Origin of the sequence: Thiobacillus sp. (assembly GCF_030696885.1) — a bacterium.
GTDB lineage: Bacteria > Pseudomonadota > Gammaproteobacteria > Burkholderiales > Thiobacillaceae > Thiobacillus.
Genome location: NZ_JAUYRI010000023.1, coordinates 1 through 20,401 on the forward strand (window position 1 = coordinate 1; position 20,401 = coordinate 20,401).

19 protein-coding genes are annotated in these 20,401 nt (G+C 64.1%); 6 read left to right on the plus strand and 13 right to left on the minus strand.

Features of this window, described 5'->3' with window-relative positions; genetic code table 11:
* Nucleotides 1-339, minus strand: a 339-nt coding sequence (locus Q8R61_RS10960; RefSeq protein WP_305537130.1) for a hypothetical protein, incomplete at its 3' end; no start/stop codon positions are given.
* Between the two features lie 393 nt (nt 340-732).
* Between Q8R61_RS10960 and Q8R61_RS10965 the strand changes: the two genes are divergently transcribed.
* Nucleotides 733-1,281, plus strand: coding sequence for a heme-binding protein (locus Q8R61_RS10965; RefSeq protein ID WP_305537132.1), 549 nt, complete (start codon nt 733-735; stop codon nt 1,279-1,281).
* Between the two features lie 209 nt (nt 1,282-1,490).
* On the opposite strand, the gene Q8R61_RS10970 is transcribed toward Q8R61_RS10965, so the two are convergent.
* The 3 genes from Q8R61_RS10970 to pdhA all read right to left on the minus strand — a co-directional run bounded on the left by Q8R61_RS10970 (nt 1,491) and on the right by pdhA (nt 6,652).
* Nucleotides 1,491-4,499: an FAD-dependent oxidoreductase gene (locus Q8R61_RS10970; RefSeq protein WP_305537134.1), complete on the minus strand. Its 3,009-nt coding sequence runs from the start codon at nt 4,497-4,499 to the stop codon at nt 1,491-1,493.
* 148 nt (nt 4,500-4,647) lie between these two features.
* Nucleotides 4,648-5,631, minus strand: coding sequence for an alpha-ketoacid dehydrogenase subunit beta (locus Q8R61_RS10975; protein ID WP_305537136.1), 984 nt, complete (start codon nt 5,629-5,631; stop codon nt 4,648-4,650).
* A gap of 19 nt (nt 5,632-5,650) precedes the next feature.
* Nucleotides 5,651-6,652 (minus strand): pyruvate dehydrogenase (acetyl-transferring) E1 component subunit alpha, encoded by a 1,002-nt coding sequence (pdhA, locus tag Q8R61_RS10980; protein ID WP_305537138.1) that lies wholly within the window; start codon nt 6,650-6,652, stop codon nt 5,651-5,653.
* Nucleotides 6,653-6,749: 97 nt separating this feature from the next.
* Between pdhA and Q8R61_RS10985 the strand changes: the two genes are divergently transcribed.
* Complete coding sequence (locus tag Q8R61_RS10985; protein WP_305537140.1) at nt 6,750-8,213, plus strand: leucyl aminopeptidase family protein; 1,464 nt, start codon at nt 6,750-6,752, stop codon at nt 8,211-8,213.
* Nucleotides 8,214-8,284: 71 nt separating this feature from the next.
* Here the strand turns inward: Q8R61_RS10985 and Q8R61_RS10990 are convergent, their stop codons facing one another.
* Both Q8R61_RS10990 and Q8R61_RS10995 read right to left on the minus strand, forming a co-directional pair.
* Entirely contained in the window at nt 8,285-8,842 is a 558-nt protein-coding gene (locus Q8R61_RS10990) for a PEP-CTERM sorting domain-containing protein (protein WP_305537141.1), read from the minus strand.
* Nucleotides 8,843-8,900: 58 nt separating this feature from the next.
* Complete coding sequence (locus Q8R61_RS10995) at nt 8,901-9,458, minus strand: hypothetical protein (protein WP_305537143.1); 558 nt, start codon at nt 9,456-9,458, stop codon at nt 8,901-8,903.
* A gap of 314 nt (nt 9,459-9,772) precedes the next feature.
* On the opposite strand from Q8R61_RS10995, the gene Q8R61_RS11000 reads away from it, so the two are divergent.
* A complete protein-coding gene (locus Q8R61_RS11000; protein WP_305537145.1) occupies nt 9,773-10,444 on the plus strand; it encodes an RluA family pseudouridine synthase in 672 nt (223 codons plus the stop codon).
* 7 nt (nt 10,445-10,451) lie between these two features.
* On the opposite strand, the gene Q8R61_RS11005 is transcribed toward Q8R61_RS11000, so the two are convergent.
* Complete coding sequence (locus Q8R61_RS11005; RefSeq protein WP_305537147.1) at nt 10,452-10,958, minus strand: hypothetical protein; 507 nt, start codon at nt 10,956-10,958, stop codon at nt 10,452-10,454.
* A 159-nt stretch (nt 10,959-11,117) separates the two neighbouring features.
* Between Q8R61_RS11005 and Q8R61_RS11010 the strand changes: the two genes are divergently transcribed.
* Complete coding sequence (locus Q8R61_RS11010; protein WP_305537149.1) at nt 11,118-11,513, plus strand: hypothetical protein; 396 nt, start codon at nt 11,118-11,120, stop codon at nt 11,511-11,513.
* A gap of 43 nt (nt 11,514-11,556) precedes the next feature.
* Here the strand turns inward: Q8R61_RS11010 and Q8R61_RS11015 are convergent, their stop codons facing one another.
* The 6 genes from Q8R61_RS11015 to tal form a co-directional block, all read right to left on the minus strand.
* Nucleotides 11,557-12,009, minus strand: a complete 453-nt coding sequence (locus Q8R61_RS11015) for a DUF302 domain-containing protein (protein ID WP_305537151.1) — start codon at nt 12,007-12,009, stop codon at nt 11,557-11,559.
* Between the two features lie 160 nt (nt 12,010-12,169).
* A complete protein-coding gene (locus Q8R61_RS11020; protein ID WP_305537153.1) occupies nt 12,170-13,834 on the minus strand; it encodes a thiamine pyrophosphate-binding protein in 1,665 nt (554 codons plus the stop codon).
* A 101-nt stretch (nt 13,835-13,935) separates the two neighbouring features.
* On the minus strand, nt 13,936-14,421 hold the full coding sequence (locus tag Q8R61_RS11025) for an MgtC/SapB family protein (RefSeq protein WP_305537155.1): 486 nt from the start codon (nt 14,419-14,421) through the stop codon (nt 13,936-13,938).
* A gap of 7 nt (nt 14,422-14,428) precedes the next feature.
* Nucleotides 14,429-15,271, minus strand: a complete 843-nt coding sequence (gene fghA / locus Q8R61_RS11030) for an S-formylglutathione hydrolase (RefSeq protein ID WP_305537157.1) — start codon at nt 15,269-15,271, stop codon at nt 14,429-14,431.
* Nucleotides 15,272-15,278: 7 nt separating this feature from the next.
* Entirely contained in the window at nt 15,279-16,388 is a 1,110-nt protein-coding gene (locus Q8R61_RS11035; RefSeq protein ID WP_305537159.1) for an S-(hydroxymethyl)glutathione dehydrogenase/class III alcohol dehydrogenase, read from the minus strand.
* Between the two features lie 99 nt (nt 16,389-16,487).
* On the minus strand, nt 16,488-17,567 hold the full coding sequence (gene tal, locus Q8R61_RS11040; RefSeq protein WP_305537161.1) for a transaldolase: 1,080 nt from the start codon (nt 17,565-17,567) through the stop codon (nt 16,488-16,490).
* A 154-nt stretch (nt 17,568-17,721) separates the two neighbouring features.
* On the opposite strand from tal, the gene aroC reads away from it, so the two are divergent.
* Entirely contained in the window at nt 17,722-18,822 is a 1,101-nt protein-coding gene (aroC, locus tag Q8R61_RS11045; protein ID WP_305537163.1) for a chorismate synthase, read from the plus strand.
* A gap of 70 nt (nt 18,823-18,892) precedes the next feature.
* Entirely contained in the window at nt 18,893-20,326 is a 1,434-nt protein-coding gene (locus tag Q8R61_RS11050) for a phosphatidylserine/phosphatidylglycerophosphate/cardiolipin synthase family protein (RefSeq protein ID WP_305537165.1), read from the plus strand.
* Nucleotides 20,327-20,401 lie beyond the last annotated feature (75 nt).

A 20,401-nucleotide genomic window follows, 5' to 3' on the forward strand; every position in this document is an offset into this window, starting at 1 on the left:
AAACGAGAGGGGGACCGATACGCCGTAACGTTGCACTATATTCCATGGCGCAACGTTGCCGAAGCGGACTGGGTTCGAGAATGAATAGTCCGTGTAATCGTAGTTGAGTGTCACGCCGGCACGGTTGCCGCGACCGAGGTCACCCAAAACGCCCATGCGCACAATCGCGCTCTGCGCGCTGTAGTGACCACCGCCGTCAAGATCACCCTCACCCTGATAGACCGGGGTGACCGAGAGGTAGGGCCGCCACTCCACTCCCTGCGCGTGCGCCACGCCGGTTGTCGCGAGGGCCAGGGTGAGTGCAGTGGAACGCGTGCGACGCGATATCTTGAATTTCATCGAACCTCCAGAACAGGGCATCTGCTCACCAAGGAAATCCCGGTATGCAGCATGGGGGATCATATCGCATGCTCCACAACAGCAATCAAGAAGATCAGTGGGATGAAATTTCCACTTATTGCGCGTAACCCGGATTCACTCAATCTCGATCTCGGTACCTATCTTGGTCATGCCGGAAACGGCAACGAGAGCCCGAGGGCATCACCACAGCGCAATAACGCCCGATATCGTTTATCCACTTGCGGAAGGTAAGGGACCGCACGCCAATCGAATGCGCGCATGTGACAGTGGGCGAGTATATTCAGGCTTGTCACAGCAATGTCTACGGTGCTTTCGATGACCCGAGTTCGCTATATGGCTGCTTGCTTCTTGGTTGTGGCCTGGAGTTCTGCCATGGCAATTGACCAGCCCCGCTACACAGTGGTTCGCACTTACGAAGCTTTCGAGCTGCGTCGGTATGAACCCTATTTGGTGGCGGAGACGGTTGTCAGCGCGACGCCCGAAGATGCCGGAAACCAGGGTTTTCGTATCCTGGCGGGATACATCTTCGGACGCAACAAAGGCGCGCGCAAGATCGAGATGACTGCGCCCGTGGCGCAGTCACCCACCAAGATTGCGATGACGGCGCCGGTAGCCCAACGCGCAAGCGCCGGCGGTTACGTCATCCAGTTCGCGATGCCGCGAGAATGGACGCTGGAAACCCTCCCGGAACCCCTCGATCCGAGTGTCGCCCTGCGCGAGATGCCCGCCAGAACCGTTGCCGTCATTGGCTACTCCGGGGCATGGTCGCAGAGCCGCTACGAGGAGAATCTAAAGAAGCTTGAAGCGGCGCTTGCACAAGCGGGGCTGCGCTGGCACGGCGAACCGGTGTGGGCTCGCTATGATCCTCCCTGGAAGCCGTGGTTCTGGCGACGCAACGAAATTTGGCTTGAGATTGATTGAGCGCGGCGCAATAACAGGCAGACCACGATTCTTCATTGCCGGCTGCATCGGCCGATGCATGAGATGGTCACCCATGTGAGGCCACCGCACTTCCCTTGCTGGCCGGGGACCGACATCGCGATGAAAGACCCGTACGACAAGGGCCGCAAAAGCGGCCCTTGTCGTGGATGCTTCCGGACGATCAATTTCCTTGTCGTCCGCCGCAACCCTTATTTCTTCGCCGTGCGGCGAAGGCGATTCAGCAGCCGCCGCGCCAGTTCGCCGAACAGCTCGGTCTGCGTGGGGTGCGGGAAGATGGCCTTGGCGACCTGGGTCAGCGTCATCTCACCGGCCACCATCATCACGCCGATGCCGATCAGGGTGTCGGTGTGGTCGGCCAGATAGTGCACGCCGATGATGCGGCCGGTGGCCTTGTCGGCGACCAGCTTGATCATGCCTTCGGTCTCGCCGGTGATCATGGCCTTGGCGTCGATGCTCATCGGCATCTTGGCTTCCACCGCGTCGATGCCTTTTGCTTTCGCCTGCGCGACGCTCAGGCCGACGAAGCCGGCCTGCGGGCGCGAGAAGGTAACGCCGCAGTCGCGGTCCTGGTCGTATTCGCTGGCGTGGCCCAACAGGTTGTTGGCGGCGACGCGGCCTTGCGTGGCGGCGGTGTGGGCGAGCATGTAGCCGCCGATCACGTCGCCGACCGCATAGATGTTCGCCGCGCTGGTACGGCAGCGGGCGTCGACCTTGATCGCCGCGCCGTCGAGTTCGACGCCGACCTTGTCGAGATTCAGCTTGCTGGTGTCGGGGCGCTTGCCGGTCGCCATCAGGATGACGTCGCAGTCGAAGGTGGATTCGACGCCTTCCTTGTTTGCATAGCGCAGTTTCATCTTGCCCGGCTTGCCGCTGGCTTCCTTGATGTCGGCGCTGGTGACGACGGTGATTTCCTTCTCCAGCGAGGCGATCAGGGCCTTGCCGATCTCGTCCTCGATTTCGGCGAGGATGCGCTCGTTGCGTTCCAGCATCAGCACCTCGGTGCCGAAGTCGCGGAAGATCTGCGCCATTTCGACGCCGATGACGCCGCCGCCGACGATGCCGAGCTTCTTCGGCGGTTTGGCGAGGTTCCAGATGGTGTCTGAAGTCACCACGCCGCCGGTCGTCAGGTTCTCGCGCGCGCCGGTGATCGGCGGCACGAAGGCGGGGGCGCCGGTGGCGATGACGGCTGCGCCGAAGCTGACGGTATAGGGCTCGCCTTCGACCGGGGTGATCTTCAGCGTGTGGGCGTCGACGAATTCGCCGTAGCCTTCGCGCACGTCGATCTTCATGCCCTTGTCGGCCTTCAACGCCATTTCGCCGCGGCTCGTCTGCACCCAGCGGCGATGCTTCTCGACCTGCGCCCAGTTCAGTTTCGGGGTATTGGTGCCGTCGACGCCCATCTCGGCATCGTGCGCGCGGTTGCGGATGACGTCCGCCGCGGCGCGCCAGGCCTTGGACGGGATGCAGCCGCGCCACAGGCATTCGCCGCCGGGGAAGGGCTCGTTGTTGACCATCATGACCTTGACGCCGTGATCGGCGAGGTCGCGCGCGCAGTCCTCGCCGCCGGGGCCACCGCCGACGACGACCACCGGGAAGTCCCAGTTACCCTCGGGGATGGGCGATACCGGTGCGCTAATGGTTGCGGTAGTGCCGGAGACGGCTTCAGCCGCAACGGCACCGGCTGCGCCCAACCAGGCGTCGGGCGCTTCGATGGTCTGCTTCAGCGTGGCCAGATACAGCGCGACGTCGGCGCCGTTCAGCACGCGGTGGTCGCCGGTGATGGTGAACGGCGTGCCCTGAGGTCCGTTGGCGGCAATCGCCAGAATCGCGGCAATGCCGGGGGTGGGAATCGCGGTGAAATGCGACACGCCCAGCATGCCCATGTTGGAAATGGTGAACGTGGGGTTGGCGTATTCGGCCGGGGCGAGCTTGCGTACGCGGGCACGTTCGACCAGCCCGGTCCAGTCGCTCTGTAACGCGTCGAGCGGCTTCTTCTCGATGCCATGCAGGATCGGCACCACGAGGCCGCCGTCGTTCGACATCACGGCGACGCCGAAGTCGTGGTTGTCTCGTTCGACCAGCTTGTCGATCGGCTGGTAGGCCCAGTTCATGCGCGGGAACTTCGCCATCGCGACCGAGCAGGCCTTGGCGATTGCCACCGTCACCGAGACCTTCTTCGCCTTGGCGGCGGCGGTCAGTGCGGCGGTGTTGATGTTCATCGTGACGTTGAAGGTCGGCAGCGTCAGCGATGCGGTCATCGCGTGGCTCACGGCCTTTTCCATCGAGCTCATCTTGCGGCCCTGGCCCGGCACGTCGACCTGCGGCAGCGCGTGGGCGACTTCGGCCATGCTGGGACGCGCGCGCGCCACGTCGGCGGAGACGATGACGCCGGATGGCCCGCTGCCGGCGAGACCGGCGAGGTTCACGCCCAGTTGCCCGGCGACCTTGCGCGCATAGGGGCTGGCCTGGCGGCCCTGCGGGCGTGGCACGGGAGGCATGGCACCGGTAGCGGCCACCTGCGCGGGTGCGGCCTTGGGAATGGGGAGGTGGGCCGGCTTGTCGGCCGCATGCGGCGCGACCTTGTGCAGGTCCTTGACCTTGTGATCGGCGCTGATGGTGACGCCGGTGTCGTTGGCCTTGGCCGCGTCGTCGACGATGAAGCCCATCGGGTGGCCAACTTCGACCACGCTGCCGACGTCGGCGATCGGGCCGGAGAGAAAGCCGTCCTGGAACACCTCGACGTCCATGATGGCCTTGTCGGTTTCCACCGTGGCGACGATGTCGCCGCGCTTGATCGCATCGCCCGGCTGTTTTTCCCAGGTGACGACCACGCCTTCGGTCATGGTGTCGGACAGCTGCGGCATCACGATCGGCGTGCCGGCGTGATGCGGAATCATCTCGGTCTGCGCCTGCTCCTCCACCACTTCGTCGGCCGCGATCGCCACGTCGCCGGCAGTGTCGGTGATGTAGCCGAGCGCCGCGCCGACCGCGATGGTCGCGCCGACGTCAGCCAGCGGCCCGGCCAGATAACCGGCCTTGAACACCTCGACGTCCATGATGGCCTTGTCGGTCTCGACCGTGGCGACGATATCGCCGCGCTCGACGCGGTCGCCCGGCTGCTTTTCCCAGGTGACGACCACGCCCTCGGTCATGGTGTCCGAGAGTTGCGGCATCGTTATTGCGTAGTGTTGGGACATTTTGTTCCTACCAGTGAAGGGGGAAGGGAGTTCAAGTGAAGGGGGAAGGGGGAAGGGTGATGCCCACCCGGCGCTCCGCGCCACCCTCCCTGCCGGGAGGGTTCTTACCCTTCCCCCTTCACCCTTATCCCTTCACGCCTGTTGTTTATTACGCTTTCCCGAACAGCTTCAGCACCGCCTTCACCACATCCTCGTGATCCGGGATCGCTGCTTTTTCCAGCGTGTGGTTATACGGCTGCGGCACCAGCGCCGAGTGGACGCGCACCGGGGCGGCGTCCAGTTCGAAGAAGCATTCCTCGTTGATGATCGCGATGACTTCGGAGCCGACGCCGACCGGCGCTTCGTCTTCTTCGGCGATGACGGCGCGGTGGGTCTTGCTGACCGATTCCTTGATGCCTGCACGGTCCAGCGGCGACAGCGAATACAGATCGACGACCTCGGCCGAGATGCCGTACTGCTTGTCGAGGATTTCGGCGGCCTTCAAGCACCAGTGCACCGAGATGTTGTAGCCGAACAGCGTGACGTCGGTGCCGGCGCGGGCAACGTCGGAGCCTTCCAGCGGGTGGAAGTATTCGGCGTCGGGCACTTCGCCCTTCATGTTGTACATGAGTTCGTGTTCGTTGATGAACACCGGGTCGTCGCAGCGGATCGCCGACTTCAGCAGACCGTAGGCCTGCTTGGGGTTGGACGGCGTCACCACGCGCAGGCCGGCGATGCCCATGAACACCTTCTCCATCCGGGCGGAGTGCTGCGCGCCGAGCTGGTGCGCCGCACCGCCGGCGGAGCGGAACACGCACGGCGCGGTGAGCTGGCCGCCGGACATGTAGCGCACCTTGGCGGCGGAGTTGAACATCTGGTCCATCGCCAGCCAGGCGAAGTTGACCGACATGATTTCGATGATGGGGCGGATGCCGAGGAATGACGCGCCGATGCCGAGGCCGGTGAAGCCGCCTTCGGAAATCGGCGTGTCCATCACGCGCAGCGGGCCGTATTTCTCGTACAGGCCCTTGGTGGCCTTGTAGGTGCCGCCGGCGACGCCGATGTCCTCGCCCATGCAGATGACCAGGGGGTCACGCGCCATTTCTTCGTCGTGGGCGCGCTGAATCGCTTCCCAGTACATGATGTTTGCCATGCTGTCTTTTCCTTAAACCTTAAGCGGCTTTGCCCGTGAGCCACGGGAGCTGGGTTTCGCGATCGGCGAAAACGTATTTTTCGAGGTCCTCGACACGCGGTTCGGGAGACTCTTCTGAGAACTTGATGACTTCGTTCTCGATGTAGGCGTCGGTTTCCTTTTCGATCGTCTCGTAGTCGGTCATGGTCATCGCACCTGCCGTGATCAGACGATCGCGCAGCATCAGGATGGGATCGCGCTGCTTCCAGACTTCCTCTTCCTCACGCGAACGGTAGCCGCGCGAGTCGGACATCGAGTGGCCGCGATAGCGGTAGGTCATCAGCTCGAGGAAGAAGGGGCCGTTGCCGGCACGCACATGGTCGACTGCCTTGCGCGCATGCTCGTAAACAATGTCGATATCCTGGCCGTCGCATTCGTCGGCCGGGATGTTGTAGGCGGCGACGCGCTTGTGCTGGTGGATCACGGCGGTGGAACGCTCGATCGAGGTGCCGATGCCATAGAGGTTGTTTTCGCAGACGAACAGCACCGGCAGCTTCCACAGCGCGGCCATGTTCATGGTTTCGTGGAACACGCCCTGGTTGTTGGCGGCGTCGCCGAGGAAGCAGATCGCGATTTCGTCGCCGCCCTTCAGCTGGATCGCCTTGGCGATGCCGGCCGCGAGCGGGAACGGGCCGCCCACCAGCGCATAGCCGCCCATGAAGCGCTTGTCGGCGTCGAAGATGTGCATCGAGCCACCGCGGCCCTTGGAGGAACCGGTTTCTTTGCCGTACAGCTCGGCCATCACTTCCTTCGGGTCAGCGCCGCACTTGATCGCGTGGACGTGGTCGCGGTAGCCGGTGATCACGTAATCGTGGCCGGGGCGCGCGGCTTCCATCACGCCGTTGCAGCAGGCTTCCTGGCCGGGATAGAGGTGTAGGAAGCCGCCGATCTTGCGTTCGATATAGGCCTGATAGCAGCGCTCTTCAAAACGGCGATGCAACACCATTTCGCGCAGCACGCGTTTCTTGTCTTCAATCTTCATTCAGTTACCCTTGAGGTTGGGTCGTAAAAAATCAAACGCGCCATTATCCGGTAAAGCCCGCTCCCCATCAAGAAAACGCCACCCCCAAGGAACCGCAATGCTGCCTAAACTCGCTGAAAACAAACAGGAAATCGCTGCCAAAACGCTCGAATCGGCAGGCCATGCGCTGATGCTGCTGCCGGTATCGAAGACGTTGCCCGAGATGCCGGGCAGTGTTGAATTGAAGGCCGCGATGAAGCGGCGTGATCTGAAGATCGACACGCTGGCGAAGTCGCCGGTGGCGGTTCAGCTGCCCGGCGGCACGCTTGTAGTTGTCGCCATGCTGAAGGCCGACGCCAGCCCCTTCGAGACCCACGAGCAGGTGCGGAAGGCGCTCGCATTGCTGATGGCCGAGCATCCGAAGGCGCTGACGCTGGCGGTATCCGGCGACGCCGCATTCAAGGCGCGCGCCGCCGAGGCGGGGGTGTACGCCGCGCTGGTCAACGCGGTGCCGCTGCCGTCGCGCAAATCAAAGAACGATCCGGCACTGAAAAGCGTGCAGCTCTTCGGCTACGCATCCGCCGACGGTTTCGCCCGCGTGCGCGCGCTGGCCGAAGGCAACCTGCTCACGCGTAGCCTCACCGTGCAGGGGCCGGACGAGTTGACCCCTGGCGTCTACCGCAAGCGCATCAAGGCGCTGGCCAAGCAGTACGGCTGGACGGTCGAGGAGTATCCCTTCGCCAAGCTGAAGAAAATGGGTGCGGGCGCGTTCTGCGCGGTGGCGCAGGGGTCGCCGGCGAAGGATGCGGCGATCGTGCGGATTCGGTGGGAAGGGGGAAGGGGGAAGGGTAAAGGGTCGAAGAAGGTGGCGTTCGTCGGCAAGGGCATCTGCTTCGATACCGGTGGCCACAACTTGAAGCCCGCCAAGTACATGCAGGGCATGCACGAGGACATGAACGGCTCGGCGGTGGTGCTGGGCATTCTGGCCGCGGCGTCGAAGCTGAAGCTGCCGGTCGCGCTGGAAGGTTGGGTTGCGCTGGCCGAGAACCACATCAGCCCAGAGGCCTACCGGCAGAACGAAGTGGTGAAGGCCTTGAACGGCACCACCATCGAGGTCGTGCACACCGACGCCGAAGGCCGCATGGTGCTGGCCGACACGCTGACGCTGGCGGCGAAAGCCAAGCCCGACCTGATCGCCGACTTCGCCACGCTCACCGGCACCATGCACTACGCGCTCGGCAGCCGCATGTCCGGCGTGTTCGCCTCGTCCAGCGCGCTGGCGCACCAGGCTTCACGCGCGGCGACTGCGAGCGGCGAGCGCATCGTCGTCTTCCCGTACCCCGAGGATTACGACAGCAGCCTCGATTCCACCGTGGCCGACGTCAAGCAGTGCAGCATGGAAGGCGAGGCCGACCACATCCTCGCCACGCGCTTCCTGTCGCGCTTCGTCGGCGACACGCCGTGGCTTCATATGGATCTCTCGGGCCACAGCTGCAAGGGCGGGCTCGGCGCGGTGATGAGCGACGCCAACGGCTTCGGCGTGGCGTGGGCCATCGTGCTGCTGGAGGGGATGAATACCTGAGCGTCCGGTTTCAGAGGGGGGAAACAAAAACGGCTACCTCGGTAGCCGTTTTGCTTGGGGGTGATCCTGACTCAGGTTGCTAGCAGGGACTTTCTGCGGGCGGCACCCATGAAGCCAACCAGACCCAGGCCGGCCAGCATCATGGCGTAGGTGCTGGCCTCGGGAACGGGGGTCACACTCAATTCGGTCCAGGTGCCGGACACCAAGCCAAAGGCGTCGTCGTCGCCGTCGAAGTAACCTAACTGTGAATCGAAGTAGCCAAAGATGCCAATATCGGCGAGGAAATTGAAGTCTTCGAACTGGCCGGCATTCAGGACCAGCGTCGGATAGACGCCGCCGCTGATATCGTCGGCTTCGTTGAAGGTGAGGTTGCCCGCGGTCACGGTGAAGCTGTTGCCCGAGCCCGAAGCGAAGGAGACCGTGCCGGTTCCGCCCGACAAGACCGCGTCGTCGAATAGACCGGTGACGCTCACGGTATCTCCACCGACCAGATCGAAGAGATTTGGTGAGTCGGCATAAATGACGCTGCCGGTCAGGGTGAAATTTACCTGTGCGGCCTGAGCGCTTGCGGCGCCGAAGGCCAATGCGATCACAGCCAATGAACAAGCTTTCTTGCTTAGGGTATTCATTCGGGCTCCTCCAGTCATTCGTTAAATTGGTGTTTTATATGGTGTGCCGCGTTGGGGTTTACTGCCCCAGCGCCGAGCACTTGGCTGCGATCTGATCGTGGCAGCTCTTTGCTTCTTGGGCGGTGATGGTGAACCGTAACGAGATGGGCGGCATGGCCTGGGTGTCAACAAAGCGGCAGATGCTCGCGTTCAGATCCGCGGTTGCCTGTTGATTGATGCCCGGGGACAGGAAGCGCACCTGGGCGACGCTCGTGCTCGTGTTGCAGGTCGGCGTGCCGTATGCGCCGACGTTCGCGAGTTGATCCGCGCTCCAGCAGGGGCAGGGCACCTGGATGCATGGCATGTCCGGATCGCCCGCTTTCATCTTTTTGCGGTAGTTGGCGAGGATCTTATTGTTCGGAGTTTCCTTGTCGCCCACCAGGTCGAGATCCTGAGCCTCGCAGTATGCGACGCACAGTCCATAGAGGCCCGGGGTTCCGCCTTGAAGCACGTCACACACTCCCTCATTGGCGGGTGTTTGGCCATCAGGCGTTTGAGCAATGACGTTGCCATTCATGGTCGTCAGGGCAGTCAACGCGACTGCGGCGATCCAGCTGAATACGCTAATGTGCTTCATTTGAGTTCTCCTCCTCAATGGAATAGGTATTTTTGTGAGTCTCTCGGTAGTTAATTCAGACTGGTAGTAATGGACCACGACATAAGCAAATTCTATTCCAAAAACATTTAACCCATAAAAAACAATATGTTGAAAATCCGCAGGGATCGGGTGGCCGCAAAAGTGTAAAAAATTCCGACAAAAAGACCGGTTGCCAGCCTCGGATCGGCCGCGATGACCCCCGACGCGGGCCGGGAGACGGGCTGGGGTGGTTTGGCTAAGATGGCGTCGGACTCAGCAGATCCACCTGCCGGGTGCCTTAGCAAAGGAAACCCATGGCGCTGACCGCACCGCCGACTGTCGACGCTTACCCCATTCATCTTCTCTATGAGGACGACACCCTGCTGGTGGTCGACAAGCCCAGCGGACTGCTTGCGGTGCCGGGGCGCGGCGCCGACAAGCAGGATTGCCTCGCTGCGCGGGTGCAGGCCCGCTATGCCGACGCGCTGATCGTGCACCGGCTGGACATGGCGACGTCGGGACTGATGGTGATGGCGCGCGGGCCGGCGGCGCAGCGTGTATTGAGCATGACCTTTGCCGCGCGCGAGGTGACGAAGCGCTATGTTGCGGTGGTAGCTGGGCGGCTGGATGCGCCGGCAGAAGACTGGGACGTGATCGATTTACCCATCATCGTCGACTGGCCGAACCGGCCCTTGCGGATCGTCGATCACCAATCGGGGAAACCCAGCCTTACCCGCTGGCGGGTGCTGGGATATGACGCATCAGGCTTGAACACCCGCGTCGAACTCGAACCGATCACCGGCCGTTCGCACCAGTTGCGCGTGCACTTGCGCGAACTCGGCCACCCGATCCTGGGCGACGCGCTCTATGCGCCGCCGTCGGTGCAGGCCTTGTCTGGGCGGCTGTTGTTGCATGCGCAATCGCTGCGCTTTGCGCACCCGCTGACGGGCGAGGCGCTGGCGTTCGAATCCGCTGCGCCATTTTGAAGCCGCGTTAGCGCGCCTTCAGCACGGTCGAACGCGGCACCACCAGGCGCACGTAATCGAGCGCTTCGTAGTTGCGGATCTGGGTGGGGCCGGTGGGTGCGACGTCGATATAGTCAGGGAAGTCCTCGGCTGCCAGTCCACGGCGGCCGGCGTAGGTTTCGCAGACATGCACCGGAATGCCGTCGTCGCGGCTGAGACTTTGCGCAATCTGGTGGATGCCCTCGTTGCCGGCGCGCTTGCCGGTCTGCAGCGCGAACATTTCATTGCCGTGCGTCACCAGCGCCATCGGCAGGCCGGGATGGTGCGCCTTCAGGCGCTGCGCCGCCTGCTTGACCCAGGGCAGCGCCACTTCCAGTGCGCCGGGATCGCGGTCGACGACTTCGAACACCACGCCGGCGGGTGCTACCGGACGCGCCAGCAGCTCTTCCAGGGTCGCCGGTGCGGCTGCGGCCGGGCCCACCAGGGCCAGCAACACGATCCAGACGGGCATGACTTGCTTGAGCAGCTGATTCATCGGATTCGATCCCAATATGACGTTCAGTTTGAGAATGCGGTGACGGACACTTTGTTCCGCGCGCTGCTGGTTCAATGGGCCCATGGCCCGGTCGGGCGCGGCCGGCGTATTCTACTGGGCCAGACCGCCGGAAACGGCCCACAATACGGAGACATGTTGATGAATATCCTGCGCCCCATCCTGTTTGCATCCCTGCTTGCGCTCGCCTCCCCGCTGCTGGCACAGGATGCCCATCAGCACCACGGCGGCCCGGCTGCCGCATCGTCCACGGCGGCGCTAGAGCAGATCGCGCCCGCGCCTGCCGGCAAAGAGGGCTGTGAAAAATGCAAGAAAGCCGGCATGGGCGACAAAATGGCCGGCGGTGATATGGATGGGATGGGCGGCATGGGTGGCATGTCGTGCTGCAAGGGCAAGCAGGGCGGCAAATCGTGCTGCGGCGGCATGCACGCCGGCATGCATGGCGGCGGTGACACGGCCGCACTGGAGCGGCGCATCAATGAACTGGAAAAACGCCTCGACCTGATGCAGGCGCTGTTGCAACGCAAAACGCGCTGAAGCCGCGCCGTGTTTCACGCGCGCTGCGTCAGACCCCCCGGGGTTATGGCGCGACGGTGGCCTCGGCCAGGCCCGTCAGCGCCTTGGTCAGTACGCCCACTGCCGGGCACTGGGCCGCACCATGACGCTGTGCCAGATACGCGGGGTCGTTGTAGCCGAGCCAGACCTGGCCCTGGGCGTCCTGCCATACCAATGCCTTGAGCGGAAGGTCGATGCCTGCGCTCTGGGCGCATTCCATCAAGGGCGTTCCGCCCTGCGGGTTTCCGAAGATCAGCACCTCGGTCGGGCGCAGGGTCTTGCCGACCTCGGCCGCCCCGGCCGCGTGGTCGACGCGCGCAAAGATGGTGAGCCCCCGCTGTTTGGCAATCTCCTCGAAGCGATTCATCGTGTCCTTGGCCGCGAAGGGACTCTTGACCGCAGTCAGGCCGTCAGCGGCCAGGGCTGCCGATGACAGGGTGAGCAGGGATAAGGCGAGGATGAGCGCGCTGCGTTTCATGGATGACTCCTGTTGGGGGTGAAACCGGGTGGACCTGCGATTGCGTGCATGTCAGTCAATGACACTGATTCATAGTTCCAAATCCTGCGGAATCAAGGAACACGGCGCGACCCGGGCGACAGCGGGGAGCGAGACTGGGCGATAGCCGCCCTGGAACAGATTAACGCGCTGACAGGTAACGCGGGAAGGCGTGTTTGTCGAGCAGGATTTCGATCAGGTTGATGGTGCCGCTGAGGTCGGCGTTGGCGAACATCGCGTCGAGTTCGGCCTCGGTCTCGATGCGAAAGTGGTTCACGCCGAACGACTGCGCGAGCAGGCCGAAATCGGGGTTGCTGAAGTCGCAGTCGATGTAGCGTTCGCCGTAGAGTTGGAACTGGTTCTTGCGGATCAGGCTGAGCGTGCCGTTGTTGATCACCACCACGTTGAGCGGAATGCCGTAGTTCACTGCGGTCATCATTTCCATGCAGCACATCTGGAAACCGCCGTCGCCGAGGATGGCGAAGGTGGGACTGTCCTTGGCGAAGCAGCGCGCGCCGATCGCGGCGGGCAGGGCGTGGCCGAGCGACGAGATGCCGGTATTGGGGAAATAGTGGTTGCGGTCGGAGACGTCGAAATAACTCTGCGCGAAAACGATGTTGTCGTCGAACACCAGCGCGTTGTGCGGAAAGCGCTGCGCGAGTTGGCCGAAAAACGCACGAATCAGGTGAAACGGTTCCGCCTGTGCGGCTTGGTCATTGCCGGTCGCCGGGGGCGCAGTCGCGTGATGGCTGTCGAGGCGTTCGCGGGACTTCGGCGGCATGGCGTCAGCCTCCAGCGCGGCGGACACGTCTTCTACCACGGCGCGGATGTCGCCGCAGATCGCCACGTCCGGCTGGAACACGCGGCCGAGTTGCGCGGCGTCGCGGTCGACCTGGGCGATTTTCTTGCCGCCGAGCAGCTTCGCATCCCAGAGATAACTGGTGCGCTCGTTGAAGCTGGCACCGAGAAACACCAGCAGGTCGGCGTGCTCGACCAGATAGCGGTAGGCCTCGCCGTTGGAGGTGACGCCGAGGCAGCCGAGTGACAGCGGCGTGCCTTCGGCCACCACACCCTTGGCCTTGAGGCTGGTGGTGACCGGAATGTCGAAGCGTTCGGCGAATGCGGCGACGACATCGCGTGCGCCTGCCTGGATGCAGCCGTGGCCGGCAATGATCGCCGGCGTGCGCGCCTCGCGGATCAGCGCGGCGAGTTCTGCCACCGAGGCGGTGTGCCGGGCCGTCGCCTTGCGGGGGAAATGAATCTGCTCCAGCACACTGTCGTCGACGGTTTCCTTCTGCACGTTGTAGGGAATCGACAGCAGCACCGGTCCCGGTTCGCGACCGAGCAGCGCCTGCGTGGCCTGGTTCAGCACCTGGCCGAGGTAGTCGGTGCGCTCGATCAGCTTGTGATAGCGGGTGATGCTGGCGAACAGCGCGCCCTGGTCGATGGCGCCCCCTTCGCCCGAGCTTTCCTGCAGTCCGCCGCGGCCGAAAATATACGTGGAGGTCTCGCCAGTGATTGCCAGCACCGGCAGCCGCTCGGCGTAGGCATTGGCGATGCCGGTGATCAGATTGGTTGCGCCGGGCCCGGAGGTGGTGATGCAGGCGGACGGCTGGTGCGAGATCCGCGCATAGCCGCCGGCCATGAAGGCTGCGCCCTGCTCGTGCTTGACCAGCACGCTCTTCACGCCGGAGTCGTGCAGGCGGTCGTAAATCGGCAGCACATGCGCGCCCGGCATGCCGAAAATGGTATCGATGCCCAGGCGTTCCAGATACCGGACGATGAGTTCGCTGACGGAAATATTCATGTTCTGTGTTGTTGTCGTGTTCTGCAGTCTCGCTCCCGCGGGCATGCCCGGGAGAGGGGATTGGAGCACAAGACGCGGCGCAGGAAAACCTTGCGGGCCTGTCAGCGATCGGGCGGCGCCTCACCGGAAAGCTTGAAACGGACTTCGAGATAGCCCAGCACCGCGAGTACAAACCAGATCAGGACCACGCTCAGCACCGCGAGACCGAGCAGGCCGAGGCCGACGGCGACGCCGACCGCCGCGGTCGCCCATATGCTCGCGGCGGTCGTCAGGCCCTGGATCTCCCGGTGCTGGCTGAGCTTCAGGATCGCGCCCGCGCCGATGAAGCCGATGCCGGCAGCCAGGCCCTGGATGACGCGCGACACGCCTTCGGACGACATGCCGGATTCGGCTGCGGCAATGACGAAGAGCGCGCTGCCCATCGTCACCAGGATATGCGTGCGCAGCCCAGCGGGTTTGCCATACTGCTCGCGCTGGAAACCGATGATGGCGCCCAGCACCATGGCCATGCTGAGGCGGATCAGCAGCCGGGCCATCTGGTCGGCATCCGGAAAGCCGGCGTTGAGTTCGGTCAGCAGCGCGTCCATGTCGGGTTCACTCCGCGCCTGTCAGCGCGCGTGCGTGGAAGGCCAGGTGCTCGCCGATGAAGCTGGCGATGAAGTGATAGCTGTGGTCGTAGCCGTCCTGCATCCGCAGCATGAGCGGGATGTCGCGCGCGGCGCAGGCAGCCTGCAGATTCTGCGGAAACAGTTGCTCGGCCAGAAATTCGTCGGCGGTGCCGTGGTCGATCAGCGCGGGCGGCAGCGGCGCGCCGGCCTGGATCAGGCAGGTGGCGTCGTACGCTTCCCAGGCCTTTGTGTCATCGCCGAGATAGGCGCCGAAGCAGCCCTGTCCCCACGGGCTGATCACCGGATTGCAGATCGGCGCGAAGGCGGAGACCGAGGCGTACAGGCCGGGGTTCTTCAGCGCGCAGATCAGCGCGCCGTGACCGCCCATCGAATGCCCGCTGATGCTGCGCTTGTCTGGAACGACAGGAAAGTTCGCTTCCACCAGCGCTGGTAATTCGCGGGTGACGTAGTCGTACATTCGGTAGTGCGTCGCCCACGGCGCCTGCGTCGCGTTGACGTAGAAGCCCGCGCCCTGGCCGAGGTCGTAGCGCTCGGGCACGTCGGGCACATCGTCGCCGCGCGGACTGGTGTCGGGCATCACGAGGATCAACCCGAGCTCGGCGCAGTAACGCTGCGCGCCGGCTTTGACCCGCACGTTGTCGTCGGTGCAGGTCAGCCCCGACAACCAGTAGACCACCGGTAGTTTCTGCGTCGCCGCTTGCGGCGGCAGATAGACCGAGAAGGTCATCGTGCAATGACAGGTTTCGGAGGCGTGCTGCCAGCGCTCGAGCCAGCCGCCGAATTCCTTGATTCTTTCGACCTGCTTCATCGCCGCCTCAGAAAATGATGACCGAGCGGATGCTCTTGCCTTCGTGCATCAGGTCGAACGCGCGATTGATGTCTTCCAGCGGCATGGTGTGGGTCACCAATTTATCCAGTTCGATCTTGCCCGCCATGTAGTCGTCGACGTAGCCCGGCAGCTGGCTGCGACCCTTGACGCCGCCGAATGCGGTGCCTTTCCAGGTGCGGCCGACCACGAGGTTGAACGGACGGGTGCAGATTTCCTGTCCGGCGCCGGCAACGCCGATCACGGTCGAGACGCCCCAGCCCATGTGGGTGCATTCGAGCGCGTCGCGCATCACGTTGACGCTGCCGATGCACTCGAACGAATAGTCGACCCCGCCACGGGTCAGCTCGCGGATGGTCTCGACCAGCGAGCCGCCGAGTTCGCGCGGGTTGATGAAGTCGGTTGCGCCGAGTGCCTTCGCCATTTCGAACTTGTCGGGGTTGATGTCGATCGCGAGGATGCGGCCGGCTTGCGCCATCACCGCGCCCTGGATGCAGGACAGGCCGATGCCACCGAGGCCGAACACGGCGACGGTCGAGCCGGGCTCGACCTTGGCGGTGTTCAGCACGGCACCGATGCCCGTCGTCACGCCGCAGCCGAGCAGACACACCTTGTCGAGCGGCGCAGCGGGGTTGATCTTGGCGAGCGCGATTTCCGGCACCACGGTGTACTCGGAAAAGGTCGAGCAGCCCATGTAGTGGAAGATCGGCTTGCCGTTTTTCGAGAAGCGGCGGGTGCCGTCGGGCATGTAGCCGGTCCACACGGTGGACGCGATCGACTGGCACAGGTTGGTCTTGGGCGAGGCGCAGTATTCGCAGTGACCGCATTCGGGAATATAGAGCGGGATCACGTGGTCGCCCGGCTTCAGCGTTTTCACGCCGGGGCCGCATTCCACCACGATGCAGCCGCCTTCATGGCCGAGGATGCAGGGGAACGCGCCTTCCGGGTCGTCGCCCGAAAGGGTGAAGGCGTCGGTGTGGCAGACGCCGCTGGCAACGACCTGCAGCAGCACCTCGCCTTCGCGCGGGCCGTCGACATCGACTTCCTCGATCGACAGCGGTTTCTGGGCTTCCCAGGCAACGGCGGCACGGGCTTTCATAGACGGGCTCCTTAAGCGTGAATACATGGGGCGGCGTCGATGATGCCGAACATCCGGCGGATCATCAACGCACGCAAGGTAGGGCTATCCGGCTGGGGATCATCCGGTCTGCTGCAGCAGTTTCTGGTATGCGTCCTCGAACGACTTGACGCCGTCGTCCTGCAGCGTGTTGCCAACCGCATCCAGGTCGATGCCCAGCCGCGCCAGTTCGGCCAGCTGCGCTTCGGCTTCGGCGACGCCCTCTGTCACCTGCAGTGCCGGCTTGCCGTGGTCGCGCAGTGCGGCGAGCGTCTTGTCAGGCAGCGTGTTGATGGTTTCTGCGCCGATCAGCGGCTCCACGTACAGCAGGTCATGGTAGTCGGGGTTCTTCACACCGCTGCTCGCCCACAGCAGGTATTGCGGCGTCGCGCCCTGGCGGGCCAGATCGGCGAAGGGCGCGCCGTGGAAGGTTTGCAGATAGGCCTGGTAGGCGAGCTTGGCCATCGCCACCGCGGCCTTGCCGCGCAGCGACAGCGCTTCCTGGGTACCGATGGCGGTGAGCTGGGTGTCGACCAGGGTGTCGACACGTGACAGGAACAGGCTCGCCACCGCCTTGCTGCGGCGTACGTCGGCACCGGCGCCCGCGCGCGCAGCGAGACCGCGGATATAGGCGTCGAACACCGCCTGCGTCTGCGCGATCGAAAACAGCAGGGTCACGTTGACGTTGATGCCGAGCGTGGTCAGCGCCTCGAATGCGCTGACGCCTTCGGGCGTGCCCGGCACCTTGATCAGAAGGTTGCGGCGGTCTACTCGCCCCGAAAGCCGCTGCGCTTCGGCCACCGTATGGGCCGCGTCGTACGCCCAGCGCGGCGCGACTTCGAGGCTGACATAGCCGTCGTTGCCGCCGCTTGCTTCGTGCACCGGCAGCAGCAGGTCGCACGCGGCCTGGATGTCAGGGATCGCCAGCGCTTCGAAGCGCCGTTCGGCATCCGGCTCGCCGGTCTTGAGAGCCGCCAGGTCGTCGGCGTAGTGCGGACTGTTGGCGAATGCGTTCTGGAAGATCGACGGATTCGAGGTCACGCCGGACACCCCGTCCTCGGCGATCAGCTTCGCCAGCGTGCCGTCGCGGATCAGGTCGCGCGACAGGTTGTCCAGCCAAAGGCTCTGGCCGAGCGAGGTGACGTGTTGCGTGGCATTCATGGGCGGTCCTTTCGATTCATTGGTATTCAGGATAGAACACAGGATAGAACACGCCTGTGACGACATAGTTTCGTCACGCGCCGCGGCCGGCGGGGGAGGCCGCGCCTGTGCTAGACTTCGGCGCATTCCAACGGCTCTTTTCCGGCGCATTCCCATGTCAGGCAGCACACTCGGCAAACTCTTCTGTGTCACCGTGTTCGGCGAATCGCACGGGCCCGCGATCGGCTGCGTGGTCGACGGCTGCCCGCCCGGGATGGCACTTGCCGAGGCCGACATCCAGCACGACCTCGACCGCCGCAAGCCCGGCACCTCGCGCCATGTGACGCAGCGCCGCGAATCCGATATTGCCGAGATCCTCTCCGGCCTCTATGAAGGCAAGACCACCGGCACGCCGATCGCGCTCTTGATCCGCAACGAAGACCAGCGCAGCAAGGATTACGGCAATATCGGCGAGACCTTCCGCCCCGGCCATGCCGACTACACCTATACGCAGAAATACGGCTTCCGTGATCCGCGCGGCGGCGGGCGTTCGTCGGCGCGACTGACCGCGCCGATCGTCGGCGCCGGCGCCATCGCCAAGAAATGGCTCAAGGAAAAATACAGCATCGTGATCCACGGCTACATGAGCGCGCTGGGCCCGATCGACATTCCGTTCGAGTCGTGGGACGCGATCGACGCCAACGCCTTCTTCTCGCCCAATGCCGCGATCGTGCCCGAGCTCGAGGCCTACATGGATGCGCTCAGGAAATCCGGCGATTCGGTCGGCGCCAAGATCAGCGTGGTGGCCGAGAACGTGCCGCCCGGCTGGGGCGAGCCGCTGTACGACAAGCTCGACGCCGACCTCGCCCATGCACTGATGGGACTCAACGCCGTCAAGGGCGTGGAAATCGGCGACGGCATGGAGGCCGCGCGGCAGAAGGGCACCGAGCACCGCGATGAAATCACCCCCGAGGGATTCTTGAGCAACCATTCCGGCGGTGTGCTGGGCGGCATCTCGTCCGGCCAGGCCGTCGTCGCCCACATCGCGATCAAGCCCACTTCGTCGATGCGGCTGCCCGGCCGCTCGATCGACCTCAACGGCCAGCCGATCGAGGTCGTCACCCACGGCCGCCACGATCCCTGCGTCGGCATCCGCGCCACCCCGATCGCCGAAGCGCTGATGGCGATCGTGCTGATGGACCACGCATTGCGCCACCGCGCGCAGTGCGGCGACGCCGCGAGCACCACGCCGGTCGTGCCGGGGCAGGCCGGCTGACCTTCCCGTGACGCACGGGAGCCGATGGTGGGTCCGGTGGTGCCTGCTGGCGCTGTTGTTCGGTGCCGGGATGCGGCCCGCACTCGCCTCCCCGATGGATTTCATCGACCAGCAAATGGCCGCGCATCCGAATGAGACCGGCATCTACGTGCTCGACACCGGCGCATCTGCATTGCAGGCGCGTGCCTGGCTGGCCGACCACGCGCAGCAGTCGATCGAGGTGCAGTACTTCATCTGGAGCCGCGACAACGTCGGCATCCTCGCCACCGAAGCGCTGCTGCGCGCAGCCAAACGCGGCGTCAAAGTGCGTGTCATCGTCGACGACCTGCTGATTGACGCGCCCGACAAGACGCTACTGGCGCTGGCCCGGCATCCCAACGTCGATATCCGCATCTACAACCCCAAGCACAAGGTCGGCACGCCGTTCTACAAGCGCGCGCTCAACGTCGTCACTGACTTCCGCGGCGTCAATCAGCGCATGCACGACAAGACCTTCATCGTCGACGGCAAGGTGGGCATCACTGGCGGCCGCAACATGGCCGACGAGTATTTCGATTACGACCGCGAATACACCTTCCGCGATCGCGACGCGCTGGTGGTGGGGGCTGCGGCGCAGACGATGCGGGCGAATTTCGAGGCGTTCTGGGCAAGCCCGCTCGCGGTGCCGGTGGAATCGCGTTTCGACGGCCTGGGCCTGATGAAAAAGAGCGTCAAGGTGGCCGACGCCGAGGTGCAGCAGGTCTACCGTGAGCTGCATGCCTATGCGCAACACCCGGAAAACTTTGCCCCGGAAGTGCGTGCCGCGATTGCGGCCACGCCCGCCGCCTTCGAGCGCCTGGCGCGCGACATGGCCTGGGGCCGGGTCGACTTCATCCACGACAGGCCGGGCAAGAACGGCAAACGCTGGAGCCTGGGCGGCGGCGGCCAGAGCACCGACGCACTGGCGAGGCTGGTGGCCGGCGCGCAGGAATCCATCGTCATCCAGTCGCCTTACCTGGTGATGTCGGGCAAGGCGAAAGCGTTGTTCCGGGACGCCGTCGCGCGCGGCGTCAAGGTGCGCATCCTCACCAATTCGCTCGCCTCCACCGACAACATGCCGGCCTTCTCCGGCTACCGCAATCAGCGCAAGCAGCTGCTGAAAATGGGCCTCGACATCCGCGAATACAAGCCTGACCCCGTCAATCGCAGCGCCCTGATGTCGCGCGCCAACCCGCCCGAGACACCGCCGCTGTTCGCACTGCACGCCAAGAGCATGGTGGTCGATGGCATGACGGCCTATATCGGCACTTTCAACTTCGACCCGCGCTCCGAAAACCTCAACACCGAAGTCGGCGTGATCGTGCATCACGCCGGGCTGGCCCAGCGGCTGCGCGCGATCATGGAAGCCGACATGCATCCGGACAACAGCTGGAGTGCGGCGGAAGAGCCCGACCAGTACGTGCCGCTGACCCAGCGCGGCCGGGTGCGGCTGTGGCAGCTGCTGCCGCTGAAGCCGCTGCTGTAGCCCGCGTGGAGTCGTCGTTTCGCGCACCCGCTTACATAAACGCGGCGAAGCGAACTAGACTGCATGCGGAATGGT